Here is a 22,999-nt window from a genome sequence, read left to right as displayed (position 1 = left end):
AATTATGCTACATAGAACAGATTTTTAACGATTTTCATGAGAAAAATCATAACAAGTGCACACAAAGATGGAGAAAAATTGACTTTAAGCTTTAACAACAGTACAAAAATGGCACATAAACATCCTGGACGGATTAAATAATAAACAAAGGAGATTGTTATGGCGGATAAGAAAGCGACCCTTCATGTTGAAGGTCAAGCGCCAATCGAACTGCCAATTATGGACGGTACGCTAGGTACACCTGTAATTGACGTTCGTAAGCTGGGAGCCAATGGTTACTTTACTTTTGACCCAGGTTTTCTTGCCACTGCATCTTGTGAATCATCAATCACGTACATCGATGGCGGCAAAGGTATTCTTTTGCACCGCGGTTTCCCGATTGATCAATTAGCCAATAACGCAGATTACTTAGAAGTATGTTACATCCTTCTTTATGGTGAAGCCCCTACCCGAGAACAATACGAGCAATTCAAGACGACCGTAACGCGTCATACTATGGTCCACGAGCAAATCGCAAGCTTTTTCCATGGCTTCCGACGTGATGCTCACCCGATGGCAGTAATGTGTGGTGTAGTCGGTGCACTTGCAGCCTTCTACCACGACTCTCTTGACATCAACAACGACGAGCACCGTGAGATCGCGGCGTACCGTCTGCTATCGAAGATGCCGACACTGGCTGCAATGTGTTACAAATACTCTATCGGTCAGCCATTTATCTACCCACGCAACGATTTGAGCTACGCAGAAAACTTCCTACACATGATGTTCGCAAACCCTTGCGAAGAGTATGAAGTAAACCCTGTCGTTGCGCGTGCAATGGATAAAATCTTCACGCTACACGCGGATCACGAACAGAATGCGTCGACGTCAACTGTACGTCTAGCTGGCTCTTCTGGTGCTAACCCATTTGCATGTATTGCCGCTGGTATTGCATCACTTTGGGGACCTGCTCACGGTGGTGCAAACGAAGCGTGCTTGAGAATGCTAGAAGAGATTGGCAGCGTCGATAACATCCCTGAGTATGTAGACCGCGCGAAAGACAAAGATGACCCATTCCGCTTAATGGGCTTTGGTCACCGCGTTTATAAAAACTACGATCCACGTGCGACAGTAATGCGCGAAACGTGTCATGAAGTTCTCAAAGAGCTAAACATTCAAGACCCTCTACTAGATGTAGCAATGGAACTCGAGCGCATTGCGCTTTCTGATGAGTACTTCGTTTCTAAGAAGCTGTACCCGAACGTAGACTTCTACTCAGGTATCATTCTTAAAGCAATTGGTATTCCAGTTTCTATGTTTACGGTTATCTTCGCGATTTCTCGTACCATCGGCTGGATTGCTCACTGGAACGAAATGCACAGCGATCCACTGAACCGCATCGGTCGTCCTCGTCAGCTATACACTGGTGAGACACAGCGTGAGTTTTCTCCACTTCACGAACGTGAATGATCTTTTTAGTTAGAAGATAAACAAAAGGGTTGAGATTTTGTCTCAACCCTTTTTTCTTTTCAGCGTTTCACGCTATGAATAGCGAACACTAAACCGGATTATCAATATCGATAAACTCCACATGTAGGCCATATTCATCCGCTAGCCATTTTCCTAAAGCCTGAACACCATAACGCTCAGTAGCATGATGACCTGCAGCAAAGTAATGAATGTCCATTTCACGAGCGGTATAAGTGGTACGCTCTGAAATTTCTCCAGAGATAAATGCATCCAGCCCGTGTTGTACAGCAAGTTCAATGAAATCTTGCCCTCCACCAGTGCACCAACCGACTGTCTCAATCATCTTATCGGTATTCTCTGGAGCAATATGCAGTGGTTCTCTATCAAGAACTTGATTGATCTTGCTCGCAAACTCAGCACCAGACATCGGTTTTTTCAAGCGTCCAAACATGGCTACTGATTGAGGGTGTCCTTCAAGTCCACCTTCTACTTCGATTTCAAGTAAGCGAGCTAATTCGGCGTTGTTGCCTAGCTCTGGGTGAATATCCAGAGGAAGGTGATAACCATATAAGTTGATATCGTTTTTGATCAGACTACGAATTCGTTTACCTTTCATACCACGAATTGGCTCAGGTTCACCTTTCCAAAAATAACCGTGATGAACGAGTAATGCGTCTGCATTAAGCTCAATCGCTTTATCGATTAAGGCTTGAGAGGCAGTTACGCCAGTGATAATACGCTTTACGGCTGGCGTCCCTTCTACCTGTAACCCGTTTGGTGCGTAATCTTTAATTAACTGCGGTGACAGTTTGTCATTAAGAATCTGTTCTAGCTTTAAGTTATTCATTATTACTTCCAATTTCTAGCGCATGTAAACCTAAATAACCTCTCGATGAAATCAGACCGAGAGTGTGCAACCTAGTTGATACAACAACGTTTTGACATCTGGCACCTTGATATCATTTAGGTACTTAAAGTGTATCTCGAACCCTAATATCGATGCTAGCCACCCTACCCTCAAAAGCAAATTTAGTTACAATAACAAAGCTTGTCGCCTCACCATACATATAGGAATACGGATGAACCAACTGCAACGCTTTTACCAATGGATCGCCACTTCACCTCCTCTTTTCAAGTTACGCCCTCCGTTTACAACCTTAGAGGATCTTTCGGTAACGCCTTTAAATAACGCTGAGCAATACAATGGTAATCCAAGATTGGGCTTTTTATATCAGCACTTATGCACTGCAGTTCTCTCTAGTTCAGAACGATATCAGGTTATCGCGGAAGAGGTTCAGTTAAACGACATCGAAGGTAAGACCATTGGTGCTATCGACTTGGTGTTGCGGAATACAGAATCAAATCAAATAGAACACTGGGAAGTGGCGATTAAGTTTTATCTTCTTTATAACGGCGTTTGGTATGGTCCGAATGCTCACGACCAGCTGCATACAAAACTGAATAGAATGCTTACTCATCAGTTGAAAATGAGCGATCGCCCGGAATTTCAAAAAATAATTCCGTTAAACGACGCCCCACAAGAACGTCTATTGATGCAAGGACGACTCTATATTAATCCGTTTACTCTAGAGCCAACTCCTAGCGAGTGCTTGGGTTATGAACTAAATCCGAGTCAGATTAGTGGTTACTGGTGCTACCAGAGCCAATGGGAGTTAATCGGTGAGCCACTTTATCATTTACACAAACCATGCTGGGCGATTGGTACGGACGATTTCTCTCAACCCATTGAAAAGCCTTCAGACCGATTTGTACATGCACAAACGGATGACGGTCAATTCTGGTTTGTGGTACCGGATTCCTGGCCCGGAAACGACTCAGTTCAGGAATCTTAAAACGCAAAAGGGTTGATGCTTGCACATCAACCCTTTGTTTTCTAAATCGACTATTGAATGGTTTACAGGCCGGCAGCTGCAAACACTTGATTAACGATCTCTTGTGCTTCTGCCTCGATTTGTTTTAGGTGCTCTTCACCTTTGAAGCTTTCACAGTAAATCTTGTAGATGTCCTCTGTGCCTGATGGACGAGCAGCAAACCAGCCGTTTGCCGTCGTTACTTTTAGACCACCGATTGCAGCACCATTACCAGGCGCATGCGTGAGACGAGCCGTAATTGGATCACCCGCTAGTGTTTCAGCCGCGACCATTTCTGGTGACAACTTCTTCAGTACGTCTTTTTGAGGGCCATTCGCTACAGCTTGAATACGGTTGTATTTCGACTCACCGTGTTTCGCCGCTAGCTCTTCATAGTAGTCTTGTGGGTTCTTACCCGTTACCGCAGTGATCTCTGCCGCTAGAAGACATAACAAGATGCCGTCTTTGTCTGTTGACCAAGGCGTACCATCTTTACGAAGAAAAGATGCCCCGGCACTTTCTTCGCCACCGAAACCGAATTTACCAGTGTACAGACCATCAACAAACCATTTAAAGCCTACTGGTACTTCACATAGCTCACGACCTAGATCCGCAACAACACGGTCAATCAGTGCACTTGATACTAGTGTTTTACCAACAGCTACATCTTTACCCCATGCGTCACGATGGCGGTATAGGTAGTCGATACAAACGGCTAAGAAGTGATTCGGGTTCATCAAACCTTTTGGCGTAACGATACCGTGACGGTCGTAGTCAGGATCGTTACCAAATGCTAGATCGTACTCATCTTTCAATGCCAATAGACCCGCCATTGCGTAAGGAGAAGAACAGTCCATACGTACAACGCCGTCTTTATCGAGAGACATGAATTGGAAAGAAGGATCGATCGATTCACTTACTAGCGTTAGGTCTAGGTTGTATGCCTGACCAATTTGACGCCAGTAATCGATGCCGCTGCCACCCAATGGATCTACACCAATCTTCAGATTTGCTTTTTGGATTGCTTCCATATCGATAACGTTCACCAGATCATCGATATAGGGTTTAACCAAGTCCATCTCCACAAACAGATCCGATGCTTTTGCTTCTGCTAGTGGTAAGCGTTTAACACCTTGTAAACCTTCGGCAATCAGTGCGTTCGCACGATCTTCGATAGCTTGAGTCAACTCAGCTTCTGCTGGACCACCGTGAGTCGGATTGTATTTGATACCGCCGTCTTGTGGTGGGTTATGAGATGGTGTAATCACAATACCGTCTGCTTTTTCATCGTGCTTGATGTTGTAAGTCAGAATTGCGTGCGAGATACCTGGTGTTGGCGTGTAGCCGTTATCCTGCTGTACGATGACTTTTACGCCATTCGCAATCAAAACTTCAATCACGCTAGAAAATGCAGGTTCAGACAAAGCATGCGTGTCTTTACCGACAAACAAAGGACCTGTGGTCCCTTGCTGGGCACGAACTTCTGCAACCGCTTGAGCAATAGCCAAAATGTGGTTTTCGTTAAATGTATGCTTATCAGCGGTACCACGGTGACCTGATGTGCCGAATTGAACCTTGTGATCGGGGTTCTTAGCATCAGGTTGAAGCAAGAAGTAATTGGCAACAAGTGCCGGAATATTATGAAGATCTTCCTGCTGCGCTTTTTGCCCAGCACGAGGGTGCATAGCCATGTTTGACATCCTTTCTTTAAATACAAATAAAATTAAAAAAGCCTCATAATATCCGCTAACTGCGACACATTATGAGGCTTCTATCAGGTTTCTTAGATTGAACCTGTTACTTTTTCTATTAAGTCAGGTTGGTACCCCATGTGTGTCATCACTTGTTCAACCATCTGTCTTTTACGACTGGTATTGTTGTTCGTGATAACCCAAAACGGTGTGCCAGGAATGGCTTTTGGCTTGGTCGTGTTGCCATTTGCCAACAAGGTTTCTTCATTATCTGCAAAGTACACGCGTTTGCGTCCCTTTACATTCGTAGCCTGCGCGAAACCTTCTGGATTTAATTTATGTAAGGTCGATAGTACTAACATAAAGCGATCAATCGCTTTTTTTAGACCGGCAAACTCATCAGAAATAAGCAGCGAACGCATTTCTTTCACTACATCAACAGATTCCGTTTTACCCGCATCTTTACTTACTACAATCCCTTGTGGCTTCTCTACTACAGGCGCGGCTTCAGCTTCCTGCAACTGACCATCAAGGTTTAAAAGGCGTCGCAAAATATCCGAGGCGCTTTCACCGATATGCTTAGTTTGGCTAGCAATGTAACGGTATAGATCCTCATCAACCTCAATTGTTTTCATTCGCTTTTCACATTCTCAATGTTTAAACTCTGGGGGATTATAACGAGATCCTCTCGGATACTCCACGTTAAACCCATCACGAATAAGATAAAATGTCAGCATTACTCAACTATAAGCAGGAAGGCCAAGGCCAAACAGTTGTTTTGATTCACGGATTGTTTGGTAGTTTAAGTAATCTGGGTCTACTAGCCCGCGATCTTATTAAAGATCACACGGTGATCAGTATTGATCTGAGAAATCACGGCCTCTCTTTTCACTCAAACATTCATAATTACGCCGACATGGCAAAAGATGTGGCACAACTCCTACAACACTTAAATGTTGATCCATCTATTATTATTGGGCATTCAATGGGTGGAAAGGTCGCGATGACACTGGTGGACATTGCTCCAGAGCTCGTCAAACAGTTGGTTGTGCTCGACATGGCACCTGTCGCCTACACAGCGAACCGTCACGACAATGTGTTTAATGGTTTACACGCCGTAATTAACGAAAAGCCAGCAAGCCGTCAACAAGCGATGGATATCCTAGCTCAACATGTTGAGATCGACGGTGTAAGACAATTTCTCTCTAAGTCACTATACAAAAATGGCGATAAAATGGACTGGCGGTTTAACGTACCGAGCCTTTTTGAGAATTACGCACAAATTATCGGCTGGCAGGAAATTGCCCCAACAGACATACCCACTCTGTTTATTAAAGGTGGTGATTCCGATTACTTAATGCCAGAGCACCAACCTGCGGTGCAAAAACAGTTCAAACAAGCAAAAGCACATATTATCGCTAATACTGGCCACTGGCTTCACGCCGAAAAACCGGCTGAAGTAATGAGAGTCATTCGGAAATACATTTCGAGTTAACAAATTCGAAAAGCAACAATAGATTATTGAAATAACCCTTCTTGTAGTGCATTAACTTTACCGTTTAACAGTGGTATAGTGCGCCCAAGATTTTTCGGCATGAAGGGCTAAAATGCTTTACGACTATATGGATATGCTCGAGTCTATTGGGCTCGATCTTCTTTTTGCTGCTATCTTCTTTTTCATCGGGATGGCGATAAAAGATGTGCTAAAGCAAGGCAATGTACCTGTTTTTGGTCGTCGTATTGTATGGTTAGTCCTTTTCCTAGGCTGTGCTGGCTTTATTGCAAAAGGTGTAATTCAGCTAACTTGGGAAGGCTCTGGGTTAGGTTAAACCCTTAGTACCATCGCCAATAACAAACAATGTAAAGGTATAGACTCTATGGCAAGTGTAGGTATCTTCTTCGGTAGCGACACAGGTAATACTGAAGCCGTTGCAAAGATGATTCAAAAGCAACTAGGTAAGCATCTAGTTCACGTTCAAGACATCGCGAAAAGCAGCAAAGAAGACATTGATAACTTCGATCTTCTTCTTCTAGGTATCCCAACTTGGTACTACGGTGAAGCACAATGTGATTGGGATGACTTCTTCCCTGAACTTGAGCAAATCGACTTCTCTACTAAGCTAGTGGCTATCTTTGGCTGTGGCGACCAAGAGGACTACGCAGAATACTTCTGTGACGCGATGGGCACAGTGCGTGATATCGTTGAGTCTAAAGGCGGCACAATTCTTGGCCATACTTCAACAGAAGGCTACGAATTTGAAGCGTCTAAAGCACTTGTTGAAGGTGACGACAGCCAATTCGTAGGTCTATGTATCGATGAAGACCGTCAACCGGAACTGACTGACGAACGTGTTGAGAACTGGGTTAAACAGATTTACGAAGAAATGTGTTTAGCTGAGCTTGAAGGCTAAATAAATCGAATTATACAAAGACCTCCGATTGGAGGTCTTTTTGTATAATTTCACAAAGCATCGGTGAGCACTTCCTCTTCGCGATACTGAGGTTTCTTTCTTACATAAAGCTTGCGTTGAACCTCTGAAACCACATTCCCCTGCTTATCTTTTACATGGGTAATAAATTCAGGAAAACACTTTTCTCCATTCCGTGTCATTTGATAAATGTTTTCTAGCATTCCTTCAGTGACCTTGAATTCTGCAAATAAATCACTTTGCCCTGGCTTAATAAAGTTAATACTCGCCTCTTTATCCCACACGTAATACTCCTCGCGTAGAATCCCCATCAGCATCAACGAGTAAATGGGATCAGTTAAAGAGAAAATACTGCCACCATACTGAGTACGATTGGCGTTTTTATTCCACCAGCGAAGTTTCAAACGCACCTTGACGGTACGAAAGTCTTCAGAAATATGTAAGATTTTAATACCAGCGCCCCAAAAAGGTGGCCAAATATTGAGTGCGAATTTTACAATTCCTGGTTTGTATATCTTCGCAAGTCGCTTATTCATCGCAGTCCGTGCCCTCTCTAAGCTCAATGTTACATAATTGTAACTGGTCAGATCTGTAATATAATCGACCTATTTCTAATTTACAAAAAGATTCTATTAACCCTTTGAAGTTCGTGGTTTAATGTTCTGAGCGCTTATCCTATAATGGTAGGAAGATTGAATTCTGTTAAATCGCTGCAGATGATCCAACGGGAAAGTATATGTCAGATAATAATCAGGCGCTGAAGGATGCGGGTTTAAAAGTAACCCTTCCAAGGCTAAAAATTCTAGAAGTACTTCAGCAGCCAGACTGCCAGCACATCAGTGCTGAAGATTTGTACAAAAAGTTGATTGATCTAGGTGAAGAGATTGGCCTAGCAACTGTTTACCGAGTTCTAAACCAATTCGATGATGCTGGTATTGTAACTCGTCACCACTTTGAAGGTGGTAAGTCAGTCTTCGAATTATCGACTCAACATCACCACGACCATCTAGTGTGCCTAGACTGTGGTGAGGTAATTGAATTTTCTGACGATCTTATTGAAGAACGTCAAAAAGAGATTGCAGCTAAGTACAATGTCACGCTAACAAACCACAGCTTATACTTGTACGGCAAGTGCAGTGATGGTGGTTGTAAAGACAATCCAGATGCACACAAACCAAAAAAATAACGGTTTGTTGATTTAAAATAAACGTCAGCTCATGCTGGCGTTTTTTGTTTCTGAGGGCGATATCTTTCAATAGCTGAATTGCCGTACCAACTTTTGTAAAGCGTCGATTAGACTTACCAATTCAAACCTTAATAAACATCATTGTTTTGCTTCCAAACCGAACATTTATCAAACGTCCCTCGTTCTTAAGCAACTCCCTACATTACCTATAACCGCCGCATTACGATAATGAGAATAAAAAAATGCCAGCATTTGCTGGCATTTTTATCGGTTTTTGCATTAATCGAGATTATTGGTTCTCAATTTTTGCCCAAGTATCACGTAGGCCAACCGTGCGGTTGAATACTAGTTTATCTGCTGAAGAATCTTTCGAGTCTGCGCAGAAGTAACCCATACGCTCAAACTGGTAGCCTTTTTCTGCTTCTGCTGACGCTAAGCTAGGCTCTACAAAACCATTGATCACAACTAATGATTCAGGGTTGATTGTAGAAGCAAAGTCTTCTGCTGCACCCGGGTTTGGAACCGTAAATAGACGATCGTACAGACGGATTTCCGCTGGTAATGCTTTATCAGCTGAGACCCAATGAATCACACCTTTTACTTTACGGCCATCAGCCGGGTTCTTACCTAGTGTGTCTGCATCGTAAGAACAGAAGATAGTCGTGATGTTGCCTTCGGCATCTTTTTCAACGCGCTCTGCTTTGATCACGTAAGCACCACGTAAGCGAACTTCTTTACCTAGCACTAAACGCTTGTACTTTTTGTTCGCCTCTTCACGGAAGTCTTCACGCTCAATCCACAACTCACGAGTGAATGGTACTTCACGCACACCCATCTCTGGTTTGTTTGGGTGATTAGCGACCGTCAAGTTTTCTACTGCACCTTCTTCAAAGTTTTCGATAACAACTTTAACAGGATCCAACACAGCCATTGCACGCGGAGCGTTCTCGTTTAGGTCATCACGAATACAAGATTCTAGTGAGCTAAACTCGATCATATTTTCTTGCTTCGTTACACCAATACGCTTACAGAACTCACGGATAGATGCTGGCGTGAAGCCTCGACGACGCAGACCTGAGACTGTTGGCATACGTGGGTCATCCCAACCGTTAACCAGTTTTTCAGTGACGAGTTGATTAAGCTTACGCTTAGACATCACTGTGTATTCAAGGTTTAAGCGACTAAACTCGTACTGATGTGGACGGCTTTCGATCGTGATGTTGTCCAGAACCCAGTCGTACAGACGACGGTTATCCATAAACTCAAGCGTACAGATAGAGTGTGTAATGCCTTCTAATGCATCAGAGATACAGTGCGTGAAGTCGTACATTGGGTAAATGCACCACTTATCACCAGTTTGGTGGTGCGTAGCAAAACGCACACGGTATAAAACTGGATCGCGCATAACCATGAATGAAGAACCCATGTCAATCTTGGCACGAAGACACGCTTTACCTTCTTCAAATTCACCAGCGCGCATTTTTTCAAATAACGCTAAGTTCTCTTCAACAGAACGGTCACGGTATGGGCTTGGTTTACCTGGCGCCTTTAGCGTGCCACGGTATTCACGAATCTGCTCTGGACTTAGCTCATCTACGTACGCTAAGCCTTTGTTAATCAATTCAATTGCATATTCGTAAAGCTTATCGAAGTAGTTTGATGAGTAACATACTTCACCACTCCACTCAAAGCCCAACCAGTTTACATCTTTCTTGATAGACTCAACGTATTCGATGTCTTCTTTTTCAGGGTTCGTATCGTCGAAACGTAGATTACATTGACCCTGGTAGTCCTGAGCAATACCGAAGTTCAAACAGATAGACTTAGCATGACCGATATGCAGGTAGCCATTTGGCTCCGGCGGGAATCGAGTATGCACGCTAGTGTGTTTACCATCCGCTAGATCTTTATCAATGATCTGGCGAATAAAGTTTGATGGACGAGCATCAGCTTCACTCATCTATAGCACCTCAAAAATATTAGTATTGTCAGAGAAAACGGAACTCTGCATCCAAGTATGGTTTTGCAGAGTACATTGTTTCTAATGATCCACAATTCTAAGCAATTAGACAACAAGAACTCGCGCTAAAACGACAATATTTATCGAGTTAGTGCGAAAGCACAGCAGATTCAAAGTGCCAAAACAAAAAAAGACCTCCCGAGGGAGGTCTTAGTCAGATATCAGTTCGATGTAATTAAGGCAGTTTTACATTCGATAGGTCTTCATTAGCACCGATTGCTTTCATTTCGCCAGCAACGATTTCAGCTAGAGGACCAAGGATAACTTGAAGGTTGTTTTCACCAAGTTTAACCACACCTTTCGCACCCAATTTCTTCAGTACTTCCTCATCAGCGACTGAACGATCTTTTAGCGTTAAGCGTAGTCGAGTGATACATGCGTCGATTGAAGTTAGGTTGTCATGACCGCCAAGTGCTTTTAAGTATTGGCGAGCTAGGTCACCACTTTTCTTCTCACCAGCAGGCGCTGCAGCTTCGCTGTCGTCATCTTCACGACCAGGCGATTTCAAGTTGAATGCGCGGATTGCGAAGCTGAATGTGAAGAAGTATAGAGCACCAAAGCCAAGACCAACTGCACCAAGTAGTAGCGGTTTAGTTGCTAGACCGTAGTTCAACAAGTAGTCAATTAGACCAGCTGAGAATGTGAAGCCGTGTAGCGTACCAAGCATGTTAGCAACAACTAGCGACAGACCAGTGAACACTGCGTGAATCGCGTATAGTGCAGGCGCTAGGAATACGAACATGAACTCTAGAGGCTCTGTGATACCAGTTAGGAATGAACAGAATGCAACAGAGAACAATGCACCACCAACTTGGCTACGTTTCTCAGCAGGAGCCGCTAGGTACATTGCAAGCGCCGCACCAGGTAGGCCGAACATCATTACTGGGAAGAAACCGTTCATGAACACACCAGCGCTCTTATCGCCGCCGAAGAAACGGTGTAGGTCACCAGATTTAACTGTTTCAGTTACTTCCTTCACTGTTGCAGTGATTTCAGGAGTGACAGAGTTAGCGAATTCAAATGTATGAGTTTGACCAGCCACAAGCGTTTTCGCTAGCGCAGGATCAACACACAGTTGTTGTAGAGCAGGAAGCGCTTGACCCGCAGCATTTGCACCAGTTACTAGCACTTCTTGACAAGACCCCATACCAAACCAGAAGAATGAGTTAAGTACGTGGTGTAGACCTACAGGAATAAGGGCTCGGTTCAGTGTACCGTAGATAAACTGACCAATAGCGCCAGAAGTTGAGATGCCATGAGCAAGCGCATCTAGACCACCTTGAATTGTTGGCCATACAATGCCACCAACTGCACCAGCAACTAAAGCGAATAGACCTGCCATAATCGGCACTAAACGTTTACCAGAGAAGAAAGCAAGCCACTCAGGAAGACGTGTAGCATGGAAAGCGTTGTAAGAGTGGCCAGCAATAATACCTGCGATGATACCACCAAAGAACGACATGTTTACTGATGCATCAATTGTTGACGCTGTCGCTGTCAGTACAAAGTACGCAACTGCACCAGCAAGGCCAGCTGCACCTTGACCATCTTTAGATAGACCGATCGCAATACCAAGGCCAAATAACAATGGAAGGTTAGAAAAGATTGAGTTACCTGCTTGTGCCATAAATGCGATGTCAAAAACATCCGGCTGGCCCAAGCGCAGTAACAAGCCTGCGATTGGCAAAGTCGCAATAGGAAGCATAAGAGCTTTACCTAACTTCTGCGCGTATCCGAGAATATTCACCTTAAGTTCCCCCTATAGGATTAGATGTTATGTTGAATGACTTATTTCAGTCGTCCAATTTAGTCATCCTCAGTTTATGACATTAATTTTGCCCCGCAAATTAAAAGCTCACCGTTTGTGATCATAATCACCACAATTTGCCCTTTCGGAAGGTTTTTGCTAGCGAGATCATAAAACTTATTTTATTATACGAAAAAATGGCGTTTTAAAGATAATATTCTCGCACTTTATGCAAGGCAGAATCAGTGTTATTTTGGTATCTAGGCGGGTAAATCACTGTAACTTTGCTCTGAAAAAGAATCATAAAAAACCATACAATTATTACTTTTCAGTTAGTTACTATGACAATAACATCGATAAAACGCGACTTGCTGTATGTGACTCGTTATCTAATTCAGTGATACAAACTAAGTACCCATATGACTAAAGCAGTCTCCACTTAGGTAACGATATAGAAATTGAATTCTCATCTATAAGGACTAGCTGACTATGTACGCGCTAAGTAACTGTAAAATTTATACCGGTAGTGATGTTCTTACCGATCATGCGGTCATCATCGAAAACGACCTTATTCAATCTATTGTGCCGGTTGCAGAGCTACCTCAGGGCATCGAAGTGAAAGACCTCGCAGGCGCAAACCTAAGTCCGGGCTTTATCGACCTGCAACTGAATGGCTGTGGCGGTGTAATGCTAAACGATGCAATCACACCGGAAACCATGCAAATCATGCACGAAGCAAACCTCAAGTCCGGCTGTACTAGCTTCTTACCAACGCTCATTACTTCATCAGACGAAGATATGCGAACTGCAATTTCTGCCGCTCGTGAATATCATAACCAATATCAAAACCAATCACTTGGCCTACACCTAGAAGGCCCTTATCTTAACATCGCGAAAAAAGGTATCCACAACGTCGATTTTATTCGCCCGTCAGATGAAAGCATGATTGATCTTATCTGCGCAAACGCCGATATCATCGCTAAAGTAACGCTTGCACCAGAGCAAAACGATCCAGAGCATATTGCACGATTAAAAGCAGCCGGCATCGTAGTTTCTATTGGTCATACAAATGCGACCTACGCCGAAGCGCGTAAAGGCTTTGAAGCAGGTATTACTTTTGCCACACACCTATTTAATGCGATGACACCAATGGTTGGTCGTGAACCTGGAGTTGTTGGTGCAATTTACGATACTCCTGACGTTTATGCTGGCATTATTGCTGATGGTTTCCACGTAGACTACGCAAACATCCGAATTGCTCATAAAATCAAAGGTGAAAAGCTTGTTTTGGTGACGGATGCCACAGCTCCAGCAGGTGCTAACATTGATCACTTTATTTTTGTCGGTAAGAAAGTATATTACCGAGATGGTAAGTGTGTTGATGAAAACGGCACACTAGGCGGCTCAGCTTTGACAATGATAGAAGCAGTTCAGAATTCAGTTGAGCACGCGGGGATCGCTTTAGACGAAGCTCTACGAATGGCCACGTTATACCCAGCAACTGCAATTGGTGTTGAGGATCGCCTTGGCCGAGTTCGAAAAGGGATGGTTGCAAACCTGACCATTTTCGATCGTGACTTCAAAGTAAAAGCGACGGTTGTTAACGGACAATACGAGCAAAATTAAGCATGAATGGCGGACAGATTGGTAATGTAGATTTAGTAAAACAGCTTAACAGCGCTGCGGTATATAGGCTGATTGATCAGCAAGGTCCTATCTCCCGTATTCAAGTCGCAGATGTGAGCCAGCTCGCACCTGCTAGTGTTACCAAAATAACCCGCCAACTTTTAGAGCGCGGCCTTATTAAAGAGGTCGCCCAGCAAGCTTCAACTGGTGGTCGTCGTGCAATCTCTCTGACCACCGAAGTCAAACCCTTCCACTCTATTGCGGTTCGTTTAGGTCGAGATTACGTACAATTTTGTTTGTACGATTTAGGTGGCACTGCACTTGCGGAAGATCAACACGAACTGCATTACACCAACCAAGCTGACTTGATCGCTGGGCTTATCGATTTACTTAAAGAATTCGTAAACCGTTGCGAAGACAAAATTGATCAGCTCATCGCAATTGGTATTACGCTACCGGGCCTTGTAAACCCAACAACAGGCGTAGTTGAGTACATGCCGAATACCGATATCGATAATCTGGCGCTGGGTGAAATTGTTGGAGAGAAGTTTAATACCGCATGCTTTGTTGGGAATGACGTACGTGGCATGGCGTTAGCGGAGCACTACTTTGGGGCAAGCCAAGACTGTCAGGACTCCATTTTAGTTAGCGTTCACCGCGGTACTGGCGCAGGTATTATCGTTAACGGCCAGGTTTTTCTTGGCTTTAACCGCAACGTCGGTGAAATTGGTCATATTCAAATCGATCCGCTTGGTGAACAGTGCCAATGTGGGAACTTTGGTTGCTTAGAAACCGTAGCAGCGAACCCAGCCATTATCCAACGAGTAAAACAACTGATTGCTCAAGGCTATGAGTCAAGCTTGACTGACCTTGAAAACATCACGATTGAAGCTGTGTGTCAGCATGCAATGGATGGTGACGAACTTGCAAAGCAAAGTTTAGTGCGAGTGGGTAACCAGTTAGGTAAAGCGATTGCAATTACCGTTAACTTGTTTAACCCTCAGAAAATTGTCATTGCGGGCGACATTACTGCCGCACAAGACATTGTCTTCCCTGCAATTCAACGTAATGTCGAAAATCAATCTCTCAAAACTTTCCATAACGACCTTCCTATCGTGGCTTCACACATTGATAAGCAGCCAACGATGGGTGCATTTGCGATGATTAAACGCGCAATGCTAAACGGAGTTTTGTTACAAAAGTTACTTGAAGACTAAGTTTATACAACTAATTGAGTTACAATCTCGGGCTGTGTTTTCACAGCCCGTTTTTGTATATCAGGAATACAGCTCAACAGTATGGAAATTATTCTAATTACAACAGCTTTTTTAGCTGGCTTTATTGCGCTTAAATGTAGCCTCCCTCCCCTCGTTGGTTTTCTACTGGCAGGATTTGGTTTGCATGCATTTGGCTATCAAAGCAATGACGTTATCGTCACTCTTGCAGATCTTGGTGTCACTCTTCTTCTATTCACGATCGGACTCAAGCTTGATGTCAAAACGCTACTGTCCAAAGAAATATGGGGAGGAGCGACCGCCCACAACATACTGTCTACCGCTTTTTTTGCACTAGCGCTATCAGGTTTAAAACTACTGGGCTTAACTTCGCTCGCCAGTATGGATAGCGGTCAAATCCTACTTTTAGCTTTTGCACTATCGTTCTCCAGTACCGTTTTTGCCGTAAAAGCATTGCAAGAAAAAGGGGAAATGAACGCGACCTACGGCACACTCGCGATCGGTATCTTGGTTATGCAAGATATTTTTGCCGTGGTATTCCTGACTGCTTCAACCGGCAAAGTCCCAGAATGGTATGCCATTGGTTTGTTCGCATTGCCTTTCCTTCGTCCACTATTCTATAAACTGTTAGATAAAGTTGGCCACGGCGAAATGCTGGTGCTGTTCGGTATTTTCTTCGCGCTTGTTGTTGGGGCAGGGCTATTCGAACTGGTCGGAATGAAACCAGACTTGGGCGCGCTGATTTTAGGCATGCTACTCGCTGGCCACCCTAAAGCTTCAGAGCTATCCAAATCGCTATTCAATATGAAGGAGCTGTTCTTAGTCTGCTTCTTTTTAAACATTGGCTTGTCCGCTTCATTGAGCGTCAATGGCGTCGTACTCGCCCTACTATTTATCTTACTGCTGCCAATAAAAGGGCTCTTGTACTTCGTCACGATTAATCACTTTAAGTTTCGAGTACGTACCTCTTTGCTCGCCTCTTTATCGCTGTTCAACTACAGTGAGTTTGGCCTTATAGTCGCAGGGTTGGCTTACAAAATGGGCTGGATGCCAAGCGATATGCTCGCTGCGATTGCGGTTGCGGTGTCTGTGTCCTTTATTATTTCTGCGCCACTTAACCGCCTTAGCCACAAAATTTATCAACACTCCGGCAAGTGGCTGCAAGAAACAGCCGCAGAAAAGCTTAACCAGCGTGACCAACTCATTAACCCTGGGCATGCCCAGGTATTGATCTTAGGCATGGGCCGCATCGGGACAGGGGCCTATGATGAATTACGTGCGCGCTATGGCAAAATTTCACTAGGCATAGAAATTCGTGAAGATGCAGCACATCAGCACCGTTCAGAGGGAAGAAACGTGATCGCTGGCGATGCCACAGACCCAGATTTTTGGGAACGAATTTTAGATACAGGTCATGTCAAACTGGTGCTGCTTGCCATGCCTCATCATCAAGGTAACCAAACCGCACTTGAGCAGCTTAAACGCAGAAAATATAAAGGGCAAATAGCTGCTATCGCCGAGTACCCAGATCAGTTGGAAGGTTTGCTGGAAAGCGGAGTTGACGCCGCATTCAATATATACAGTGAAGCAGGTAGTGGTTTTGCTCGACATGTGTGTAAACAACTTGAACCTCAGTTCACACCAATAAAATAAGCAACCATACTAATATTTTTTAAAAGCCTTTCTATCAATAGAAAGGCTTTTTTGTATGGTTTTTATACCAAACCTTGATTCCATTCACCAAACCAGCCATTAAATTAAATAATATTTACACAACAAGGCTTTTTATCATTTTTATAATCACAAAACGTTGCTTTTTTTACTAGTAATGGCAAATTGAAGCCATACCGATTAGAAATTATTTAGTTTAGTAAGGATGTAGTATGTGTTCAGTATTTGGCATTTTAGACATTAAAAGCGATGCAGCCGCATTGCGCCCTATCGCATTAGAAATGTCGAAAAAACTTCGTCATCGTGGCCCTGACTGGTCTGGGATTTACTCTTCAGAGCGCGCTATTTTAGCGCATGAGCGCTTGGCGATTGTTGGTCTAAATAGTGGTGCACAACCGCTATACAGCCCTGATAAAAAGCTCATCCTTGCAGTCAATGGTGAAATCTACAACCATAAAGAAATTCGTGCTCGTTACGAAGGAAAATACGAGTTTCAAACCGATTCAGACTGTGAAGTCATTCTTGCACTGTACCAAGATATGGGTGCAGATCTCCTTGAAGAACTAAACGGTATTTTCGCTTTTGTTCTGTACGATGAAGAAAAAGACGAATACTTAGTCGGTCGCGACCACATTGGCATTATCCCTCTTTATCAAGGTCATGATGAGCATGGCAACTACTATGTTGCATCAGAGATGAAGGCACTTGTTCCAGTATGTAAAACAGTGAGCGAGTTCCCTCCTGGTAGCTACTACAGCTCAAAAGATGCCGAGCCAACGCGTTACTATGTTCGTGACTGGAACGAATACGCTGCCGTTCAAGGTAACACCACCAGCAAAGAAGAACTGACTGAAGCGCTAGAAGCAGCGGTTAAACGCCAACTAATGACTGACGTGCCTTACGGTGTACTTCTTTCAGGTGGTCTAGATTCTTCTATTACATCTGCGGTAGCAAAACGCTTTGCAGCGATGCGAATTGAAGACGATGAAAAGTCTGAAGCTTGGTGGCCACAACTGCACTCTTTTGCTGTTGGCCTAGAAGGCGCGCCTGACCTGAAAGCCGCTCGCGAAGTTGCCGACCAAATCGGTACCGTTCACCATGAAATGACTTATACAATTCAAGAAGGTCTCGACGCGATTCGCGACGTGATTTACCACATCGAAACGTACGATGTGACCACCATCCGCGCATCCACACCTATGTTCTTAATGGGTCGTAAGATCAAAGCGATGGGCATTAAGATGGTACTTTCTGGTGAAGGTGCAGATGAGATCTTTGGTGGTTACCTATATTTCCACAAAGCACCAAACGCGAAAGAGTTCCACGAAGAAACGGTACGTAAGCTGCTTGCTCTGAACATGTTTGACTGCGCGCGCGCAAACAAATCGCTAGCGGCATGGGGGGTTGAAGGCCGAGTACCGTTCCTTGATAAAGAGTTTATCGACGTTGCAATGCGCCTAAACCCAGCAGATAAGATGTGTGGCAACGGCAAAATGGAAAAACACATTCTACGCGAGTGTTTTGAGCATTACTTGCCAGAGTCGATCGCATGGCGTCAAAAAGAGCAGTTCTCTGATGGCGTAGGTTACAGCTGGATTGATACGTTGAAAGAAGTCGCAGAGCAAAAAGTGACGGATCAGCAGATGGAAACGGCTCAATACCGCTTCCCATACAACACGCCAACCACAAAAGAAGGTTACGTGTACCGAGAAATCTTTGAAGAGCTGTTCCCACTACCTTCAGCGGCTGAGTGTGTGCCAGGTGGTCCTTCAGTAGCTTGTTCATCAGCGAAAGCGATTGAATGGGATGAGTCATTCCAAAACTGTGTAGACCCGTCAGGTCGTGCGGTGCAAACCGTCCATAACGACGCTTACTAAGCGACTAAGTAGGGTGTCATGCCCTACTCCTAATCGGTAACCATCGTTGTTTTGCTAAGCTCGCTAAACAGCGTCCCACTGCTGGTGATTACCAGCAAGATTAAAAAAGAGGTGCCAAAGCACCTCTTTTTTTGTTTTTACACATTAGCTATTTCAAGTCTAAATCGCTGTTATCAATACTGACAGGCACTCGTTTAGTGATCATCTGCACTAACATGATTGAGCGTTTCTCACCATCTTGCTCTTGGAAGATAGCATCTATACCAGCAAACTGACCGCTCTTAACTCGGATTTGATCACCTGGTTTTGGCATACACTCAGAAGCGGTATTTTCATTACAGCATTTTTCTAGCTGCATCAATTCAAAGACTAAGTCACCTTGGACTTCTTTCGGTTGAGCACCAAAACGCACAAAATCAACAACCCCTCGAGTGGAGCGGACTGAGGTGAAGTTAGGTCCCTGTTCATAATCAAAGTAAGCAAACACATAACAAGGAAACAGCGGCTCTTCGACTTTTTGTCTTTTCCCGCGCAAAATCTTCTCAACTTCTACAGTTGGATAAAAGCACTCTACACCTTGGTTTTCAAGGTGCTGTTTCGCCCTAACCTGCTCCCCACGTTTACAATAAAGTAGATACCAACGTTTCATCTTTTTTACTAGCCAATTCTATTTTGTTTTTATCCTAGCATTAAGCCCAAGTTGAGTCATTGACATTCAGTTTATCTATAAAAGTATGATTATACATCGCTCGCATTAACGGTATCTTTTCAAGAACTTACGAGAAGAAGTCCATAGACAAAAATGGAAATTAAGTTTGTAGCACAGCCAACACGCCATCATATCATCTGCAAATCCACTCAAAAACAGTCACTTAACAAACAACTTTAGTCGTAAGGCAAAATTTTATTATTTGTCACTCATTAAATTGCAATGTATACGTAGAAGTCGTTAAAAAATGTAATAACTATTATTAGAAGAGCTTATGTCAAACCAACATCAATATTTCGGCCATCCTCGTGGCTTGTTCTTATTGTTCGGTACTGAACTGTGGGAACGCTTTTCTTACTACGCAATGCGCGCCATTCTAGTACTTTACCTTACAGATACAACGATGAATGGCGGCCTTGGCTGGTCAACCAAAGACGCACTAGACCTATACGGTATTTATACTGGTCTTGTGTATATCACTCCTCTTATCGGTGGTTACTTAGCGGATAACTATCTAGGTCAACGCCGTTCAATTTTGCTTGGTGGCGCGTTAATGGCTATCGGCCAGTTTACACTCGCACTTCCTGCTGACGCTCTGGGTATTGGTTCGCTACACAGTTTCTATTTAGGCCTTGGTCTGCTTATCACTGGTAACGGCCTCTTTAAGCCGAATATCTCAACCATGGTTGGCGATTTATATAAAGAGGGTGACAACCGTCGTGACGGTGCATTCACCATCTTCTACATGGGGATCAACTTAGGTGCATTACTTGCAGGCGTCGTTTCTGGCTCTGTGACAACCTCGTACGGTTGGAAAGCTGGTTTTGTGGCCGCAGGTGTAGGTATGATTATTAGCCTAGTGATGCAAATGGTGCTAGCTCAGTCTTGGCTTGGTGACATCGGTCGCGAGCCCGCAGCAAAACGAGATCTAAGCAACAAAAACTCAACCACGAAGCAACCCTTAACGAAAGAAGAAGTAAACCGACTAAAAGTAATTTTGGTCATGAGCTTATTCACTATCGTCTTCTGGGCTGGCTTTGAGCAGGCCGGTGGCCTGATGAACATCTACACTCAACAATATACTGATCGTATGATTGGTGGCTTTGAAGTACCTGCTGCGTGGTTCCAATCGCTAAACCCATTTTTCATTATTACCCTAGCACCGGTTCTAGCGGTCCTTTGGGTAAAACTGGGTAAACGCGAACCTACGTCGCCAGTGAAATTTGCAATGGCACTATTTTTCTTGGCAATTGGCTTCCTATGTATGGTTGGCGCTGTGCTAGAACAAGGTGGAGACACAACGGTAAAAACATCAATGTTGTGGCTGGTGGGTGCTTTCTTCTTCCATACATTGGGCGAACTGTGCTTATCTCCAATTGGTCTTTCACTGGTGACCAAGTTAGCACCGCTTCGCTTAGCTTCACTCATGATGGGTGCATGGTTTGGCTGCAATGCGATTGCAAACTACGTTGCGGGCTATGTGGGATCTCACGTAGGAGAATTGGGCGCAATGGCTATCTTTAGTGGCATTGCAGTCAGCGCTACCGTGAGTGGTGTCATCCTACTTCTGTTCTCGAATACGCTCGTTCGCTGGATGCATGGTGCAGAGAATACTCACAGCACAGCAGAACAAGTAGAAGAGCAGCAAGTACAAGTCGCTTAATCGCTCTACAAAAAATGAAAGGGTCGCTTTTGCGACCCTTTTTGTACCTAAAGCTTAGAGTGAACTAACTCAGCCATCATTTCTATATGAAGCTCACTATCGTTCAAACAAGGAATGTAGGTAAAGTTTTCACCACCTGCTTCAAGGAAAATCTCTTTACACTCTTCCGAGATCTCTTCCAACGTTTCTAAACAATCCGAAGAGAATGCTGGTGTCACTACATTGATATTTTTTACCCCTTTTGCAGGAAGTGCCTCTAGGGTTTTATCGGTATAGGGCTGTAACCACTCTTCTCGGCCAAATCGAGACTGATACGTCATACCTATCTGTTGCTCGTTTAACCCTAACGCTTCAGCGAGTAAGCGAGTCGTCTCTTCACAGTGCTGAGGGTAAACATCTCCATTATCAGCGTAACGTTTTGGAATACCGTGATAAGAACATAGCAAGTAGTCTCCCTTACCATACTCTTGCCAATGTTCACGAACTGAATGCGCTAACGCTTCAATGTATTTCGGGTGATTGTAGTAATCCCGAATAAAGCTAAAGCCCGGCATCACGGGCAGGTTTTTAAACGCTTTAGTTATTCCGTCAGAAACCGCTGCCGTTGTTGTGCCCGAGTATTGCGGATACAAAGGTAAAACGATGACTTCCTCTACCCCTTTAGCCAACAGCGCTTCAAAACCTGATTGCAAACTTGGATTTCCATAAGTCATGCCAAGTTCGACTGGCATATCAAGCTTTTGAGCCAACTTTTCTGTTTGACGCTTAGAGTACACCATCAGTGGCGAGCCCTCTTCCATCCAAACTGATTGGTAGAGTTTAGCAACCTTGGGAGCTCGGATTGGAAGGATAACGCCGTGCAATAGCGGACACCAAAGCCATCGAGTCATGTCTACCACTCGGTGATCATGAAGAAACTGACTTAAAAAGCGCTTTACGGCAGGAGCGGTTGGTGCGTCAGGAGTACCCAGGTTCACTAGGAGTACACCCTGTTTATTATTCTCTTTCATAACATCCTATTCATGGTAAACGGCTTGGTTCATATACTTAAATAGCCTCACAGCGCTGCATCGCTGCAGCTTGAAGTTATTTAGATATATGTTTACGAGTAAACTAAAAAAAGCGACCACTTGGGTCGCTTTCAATATATCAAAATATTAAATTTTTGACTTCAGCAAATTAAGAGAGTGCTTTCTCGATATCTGCACTAACTTCAGCTACTTGCTTAGTACCATCAAACTTAAGGTACTTAGTGTTGCCTGCTTCAGCTTCTTTACCGTAGTAGTTGATTAGTGGTGCAGTTTGCTCGTGGTAAACACCTAGACGTGCACGTACTGTTTCTTCTTTGTCGTCATCACGAACAACAAGATCTTCACCAGTTACGTCATCTTTACCTTCCACTTTAGGTGGGTTGTAAACAACGTGGTAAGTACGACCAGAAGGAAGGTGAGCACGACGACCAGCCATACGCTCAACAATCACATCGTCTGCAACGTCAAATTCGATAACGTAGTCTACGTCTACGCCCATTTCTTTTAGGCCGTCAGCTTGAGGGATAGTACGTGGGAAACCATCTAGTAGGAAACCGTTTGCACAGTCTTCTTGAGCGATGCGCTCTTTGATAAGACCAAGGATGATTTCATCAGAAACTAGCTGACCAGCGTCGATAACAGCTTTAGCTTGTTTACCAAGCTCTGTACCTGCTTTGATAGCAGCACGAAGCATATCACCAGTAGAGATTTGTGGAATACCGTATTTTTCCATGATGAAGTTTGCTTGTGTGCCTTTACCTGCACCTGGAGCACCTAGAAGAATGATGCGCATG

Annotated in this window: 20 protein-coding genes; 11 read left to right on the top strand and 9 right to left on the bottom strand. The window is 44.0% G+C overall.

Going from position 1 to position 22,999, the window contains the following annotated elements; genetic code table 11:
- Positions 1-159: 159 nt before the first annotated feature.
- Positions 160-1,449 (top strand): citrate synthase, encoded by a 1,290-nt coding sequence (locus tag ACWPOD_RS19125; protein ID WP_005382163.1) that lies wholly within the window; start codon positions 160-162, stop codon positions 1,447-1,449.
- Positions 1,450-1,537: 88 nt separating this feature from the next.
- Here ACWPOD_RS19125 and ACWPOD_RS19120 read toward each other — a convergent pair whose 3' ends face one another.
- Positions 1,538-2,296: a Nif3-like dinuclear metal center hexameric protein gene (locus tag ACWPOD_RS19120; RefSeq protein ID WP_005393019.1), complete on the bottom strand. Its 759-nt coding sequence runs from the start codon at positions 2,294-2,296 to the stop codon at positions 1,538-1,540.
- 232 nt (positions 2,297-2,528) lie between these two features.
- Between ACWPOD_RS19120 and ACWPOD_RS19115 the strand changes: the two genes are divergently transcribed.
- A complete protein-coding gene (locus ACWPOD_RS19115) occupies positions 2,529-3,302 on the top strand; it encodes a DUF1853 family protein (RefSeq protein WP_456232133.1) in 774 nt (257 codons plus the stop codon).
- A 62-nt stretch (positions 3,303-3,364) separates the two neighbouring features.
- Here the strand turns inward: ACWPOD_RS19115 and pgm are convergent, their stop codons facing one another.
- Both pgm and seqA read right to left on the bottom strand, forming a co-directional pair.
- Positions 3,365-5,011, bottom strand: coding sequence for a phosphoglucomutase (alpha-D-glucose-1,6-bisphosphate-dependent) (gene pgm / locus ACWPOD_RS19110; protein ID WP_256964992.1), 1,647 nt, complete (start codon positions 5,009-5,011; stop codon positions 3,365-3,367).
- A 92-nt stretch (positions 5,012-5,103) separates the two neighbouring features.
- Complete coding sequence (seqA, locus tag ACWPOD_RS19105; RefSeq protein WP_005393026.1) at positions 5,104-5,646, bottom strand: replication initiation negative regulator SeqA; 543 nt, start codon at positions 5,644-5,646, stop codon at positions 5,104-5,106.
- A 92-nt stretch (positions 5,647-5,738) separates the two neighbouring features.
- Here seqA and ACWPOD_RS19100 point away from each other — a divergent pair, with 92 nt between their 5' ends.
- The 3 genes from ACWPOD_RS19100 to fldA all read left to right on the top strand — a co-directional run bounded on the left by ACWPOD_RS19100 (position 5,739) and on the right by fldA (position 7,422).
- Positions 5,739-6,506 (top strand): alpha/beta fold hydrolase, encoded by a 768-nt coding sequence (locus tag ACWPOD_RS19100; protein ID WP_046874257.1) that lies wholly within the window; start codon positions 5,739-5,741, stop codon positions 6,504-6,506.
- 112 nt (positions 6,507-6,618) lie between these two features.
- The gene (locus ACWPOD_RS19095) at positions 6,619-6,840 is read left to right on the top strand and encodes a DUF2788 domain-containing protein (protein WP_005393038.1); all 222 of its coding nucleotides are present in this window, start codon (positions 6,619-6,621) and stop codon (positions 6,838-6,840) included.
- A gap of 48 nt (positions 6,841-6,888) precedes the next feature.
- On the top strand, positions 6,889-7,422 hold the full coding sequence (gene fldA, locus ACWPOD_RS19090; RefSeq protein WP_005393040.1) for a flavodoxin FldA: 534 nt from the start codon (positions 6,889-6,891) through the stop codon (positions 7,420-7,422).
- Positions 7,423-7,472: 50 nt separating this feature from the next.
- Here the strand turns inward: fldA and ACWPOD_RS19085 are convergent, their stop codons facing one another.
- Positions 7,473-7,976: a DUF4442 domain-containing protein gene (locus tag ACWPOD_RS19085; protein ID WP_139060336.1), complete on the bottom strand. Its 504-nt coding sequence runs from the start codon at positions 7,974-7,976 to the stop codon at positions 7,473-7,475.
- Positions 7,977-8,176: 200 nt separating this feature from the next.
- Here ACWPOD_RS19085 and fcrX point away from each other — a divergent pair, with 200 nt between their 5' ends.
- Entirely contained in the window at positions 8,177-8,626 is a 450-nt protein-coding gene (gene fcrX, locus ACWPOD_RS19080) for a ferric iron uptake transcriptional regulator FcrX (protein WP_005382141.1), read from the top strand.
- A gap of 289 nt (positions 8,627-8,915) precedes the next feature.
- Here the strand turns inward: fcrX and glnS are convergent, their stop codons facing one another.
- Positions 8,916-10,586 carry a glutamine--tRNA ligase gene (gene glnS / locus ACWPOD_RS19075; protein WP_005393044.1) on the bottom strand — a complete coding sequence of 557 codons (1,671 nt, stop codon included), beginning with the start codon at positions 10,584-10,586 and terminating at the stop codon, positions 8,916-8,918.
- Between the two features lie 235 nt (positions 10,587-10,821).
- Positions 10,822-12,393: an N-acetylglucosamine-specific PTS transporter subunit IIBC gene (nagE, locus tag ACWPOD_RS19070; RefSeq protein WP_006742711.1), complete on the bottom strand. Its 1,572-nt coding sequence runs from the start codon at positions 12,391-12,393 to the stop codon at positions 10,822-10,824.
- Between the two features lie 489 nt (positions 12,394-12,882).
- On the opposite strand from nagE, the gene nagA reads away from it, so the two are divergent.
- The 4 genes from nagA (at position 12,883) to asnB (ending at position 18,802) form a co-directional block, all read left to right on the top strand.
- Positions 12,883-14,019 (top strand): N-acetylglucosamine-6-phosphate deacetylase, encoded by a 1,137-nt coding sequence (gene nagA, locus ACWPOD_RS19065; RefSeq protein WP_456232132.1) that lies wholly within the window; start codon positions 12,883-12,885, stop codon positions 14,017-14,019.
- A gap of 2 nt (positions 14,020-14,021) precedes the next feature.
- Entirely contained in the window at positions 14,022-15,236 is a 1,215-nt protein-coding gene (gene nagC, locus ACWPOD_RS19060; protein WP_005393050.1) for a DNA-binding transcriptional regulator NagC, read from the top strand.
- Positions 15,237-15,317: 81 nt separating this feature from the next.
- The gene (locus ACWPOD_RS19055) at positions 15,318-16,907 is read left to right on the top strand and encodes a cation:proton antiporter family protein (RefSeq protein ID WP_006742714.1); all 1,590 of its coding nucleotides are present in this window, start codon (positions 15,318-15,320) and stop codon (positions 16,905-16,907) included.
- Between the two features lie 230 nt (positions 16,908-17,137).
- Complete coding sequence (gene asnB, locus ACWPOD_RS19050) at positions 17,138-18,802, top strand: asparagine synthase B (protein WP_005393054.1); 1,665 nt, start codon at positions 17,138-17,140, stop codon at positions 18,800-18,802.
- A 148-nt stretch (positions 18,803-18,950) separates the two neighbouring features.
- Here asnB and rfaH read toward each other — a convergent pair whose 3' ends face one another.
- A complete protein-coding gene (rfaH, locus tag ACWPOD_RS19045) occupies positions 18,951-19,451 on the bottom strand; it encodes a transcription/translation regulatory transformer protein RfaH (protein ID WP_005393056.1) in 501 nt (166 codons plus the stop codon).
- A 334-nt stretch (positions 19,452-19,785) separates the two neighbouring features.
- Here rfaH and ACWPOD_RS19040 point away from each other — a divergent pair, with 334 nt between their 5' ends.
- Entirely contained in the window at positions 19,786-21,174 is a 1,389-nt protein-coding gene (locus ACWPOD_RS19040; protein ID WP_005393058.1) for a peptide MFS transporter, read from the top strand.
- Positions 21,175-21,221: 47 nt separating this feature from the next.
- On the opposite strand, the gene hemH is transcribed toward ACWPOD_RS19040, so the two are convergent.
- Positions 21,222-22,184, bottom strand: coding sequence for a ferrochelatase (hemH, locus tag ACWPOD_RS19035; RefSeq protein ID WP_104974378.1), 963 nt, complete (start codon positions 22,182-22,184; stop codon positions 21,222-21,224).
- Between the two features lie 169 nt (positions 22,185-22,353).
- Positions 22,354-22,998: an adenylate kinase gene (gene adk / locus ACWPOD_RS19030; protein WP_005393061.1), complete on the bottom strand. Its 645-nt coding sequence runs from the start codon at positions 22,996-22,998 to the stop codon at positions 22,354-22,356.
- Position 22,999: the final 1 nt, after the last annotated feature.

Source organism: Vibrio sp. JZG120 (genome assembly GCF_053890955.1).
Note: the sequence above shows the minus strand (reverse complement) of the source record. Positions and strands in the feature narration are given on the sequence as shown.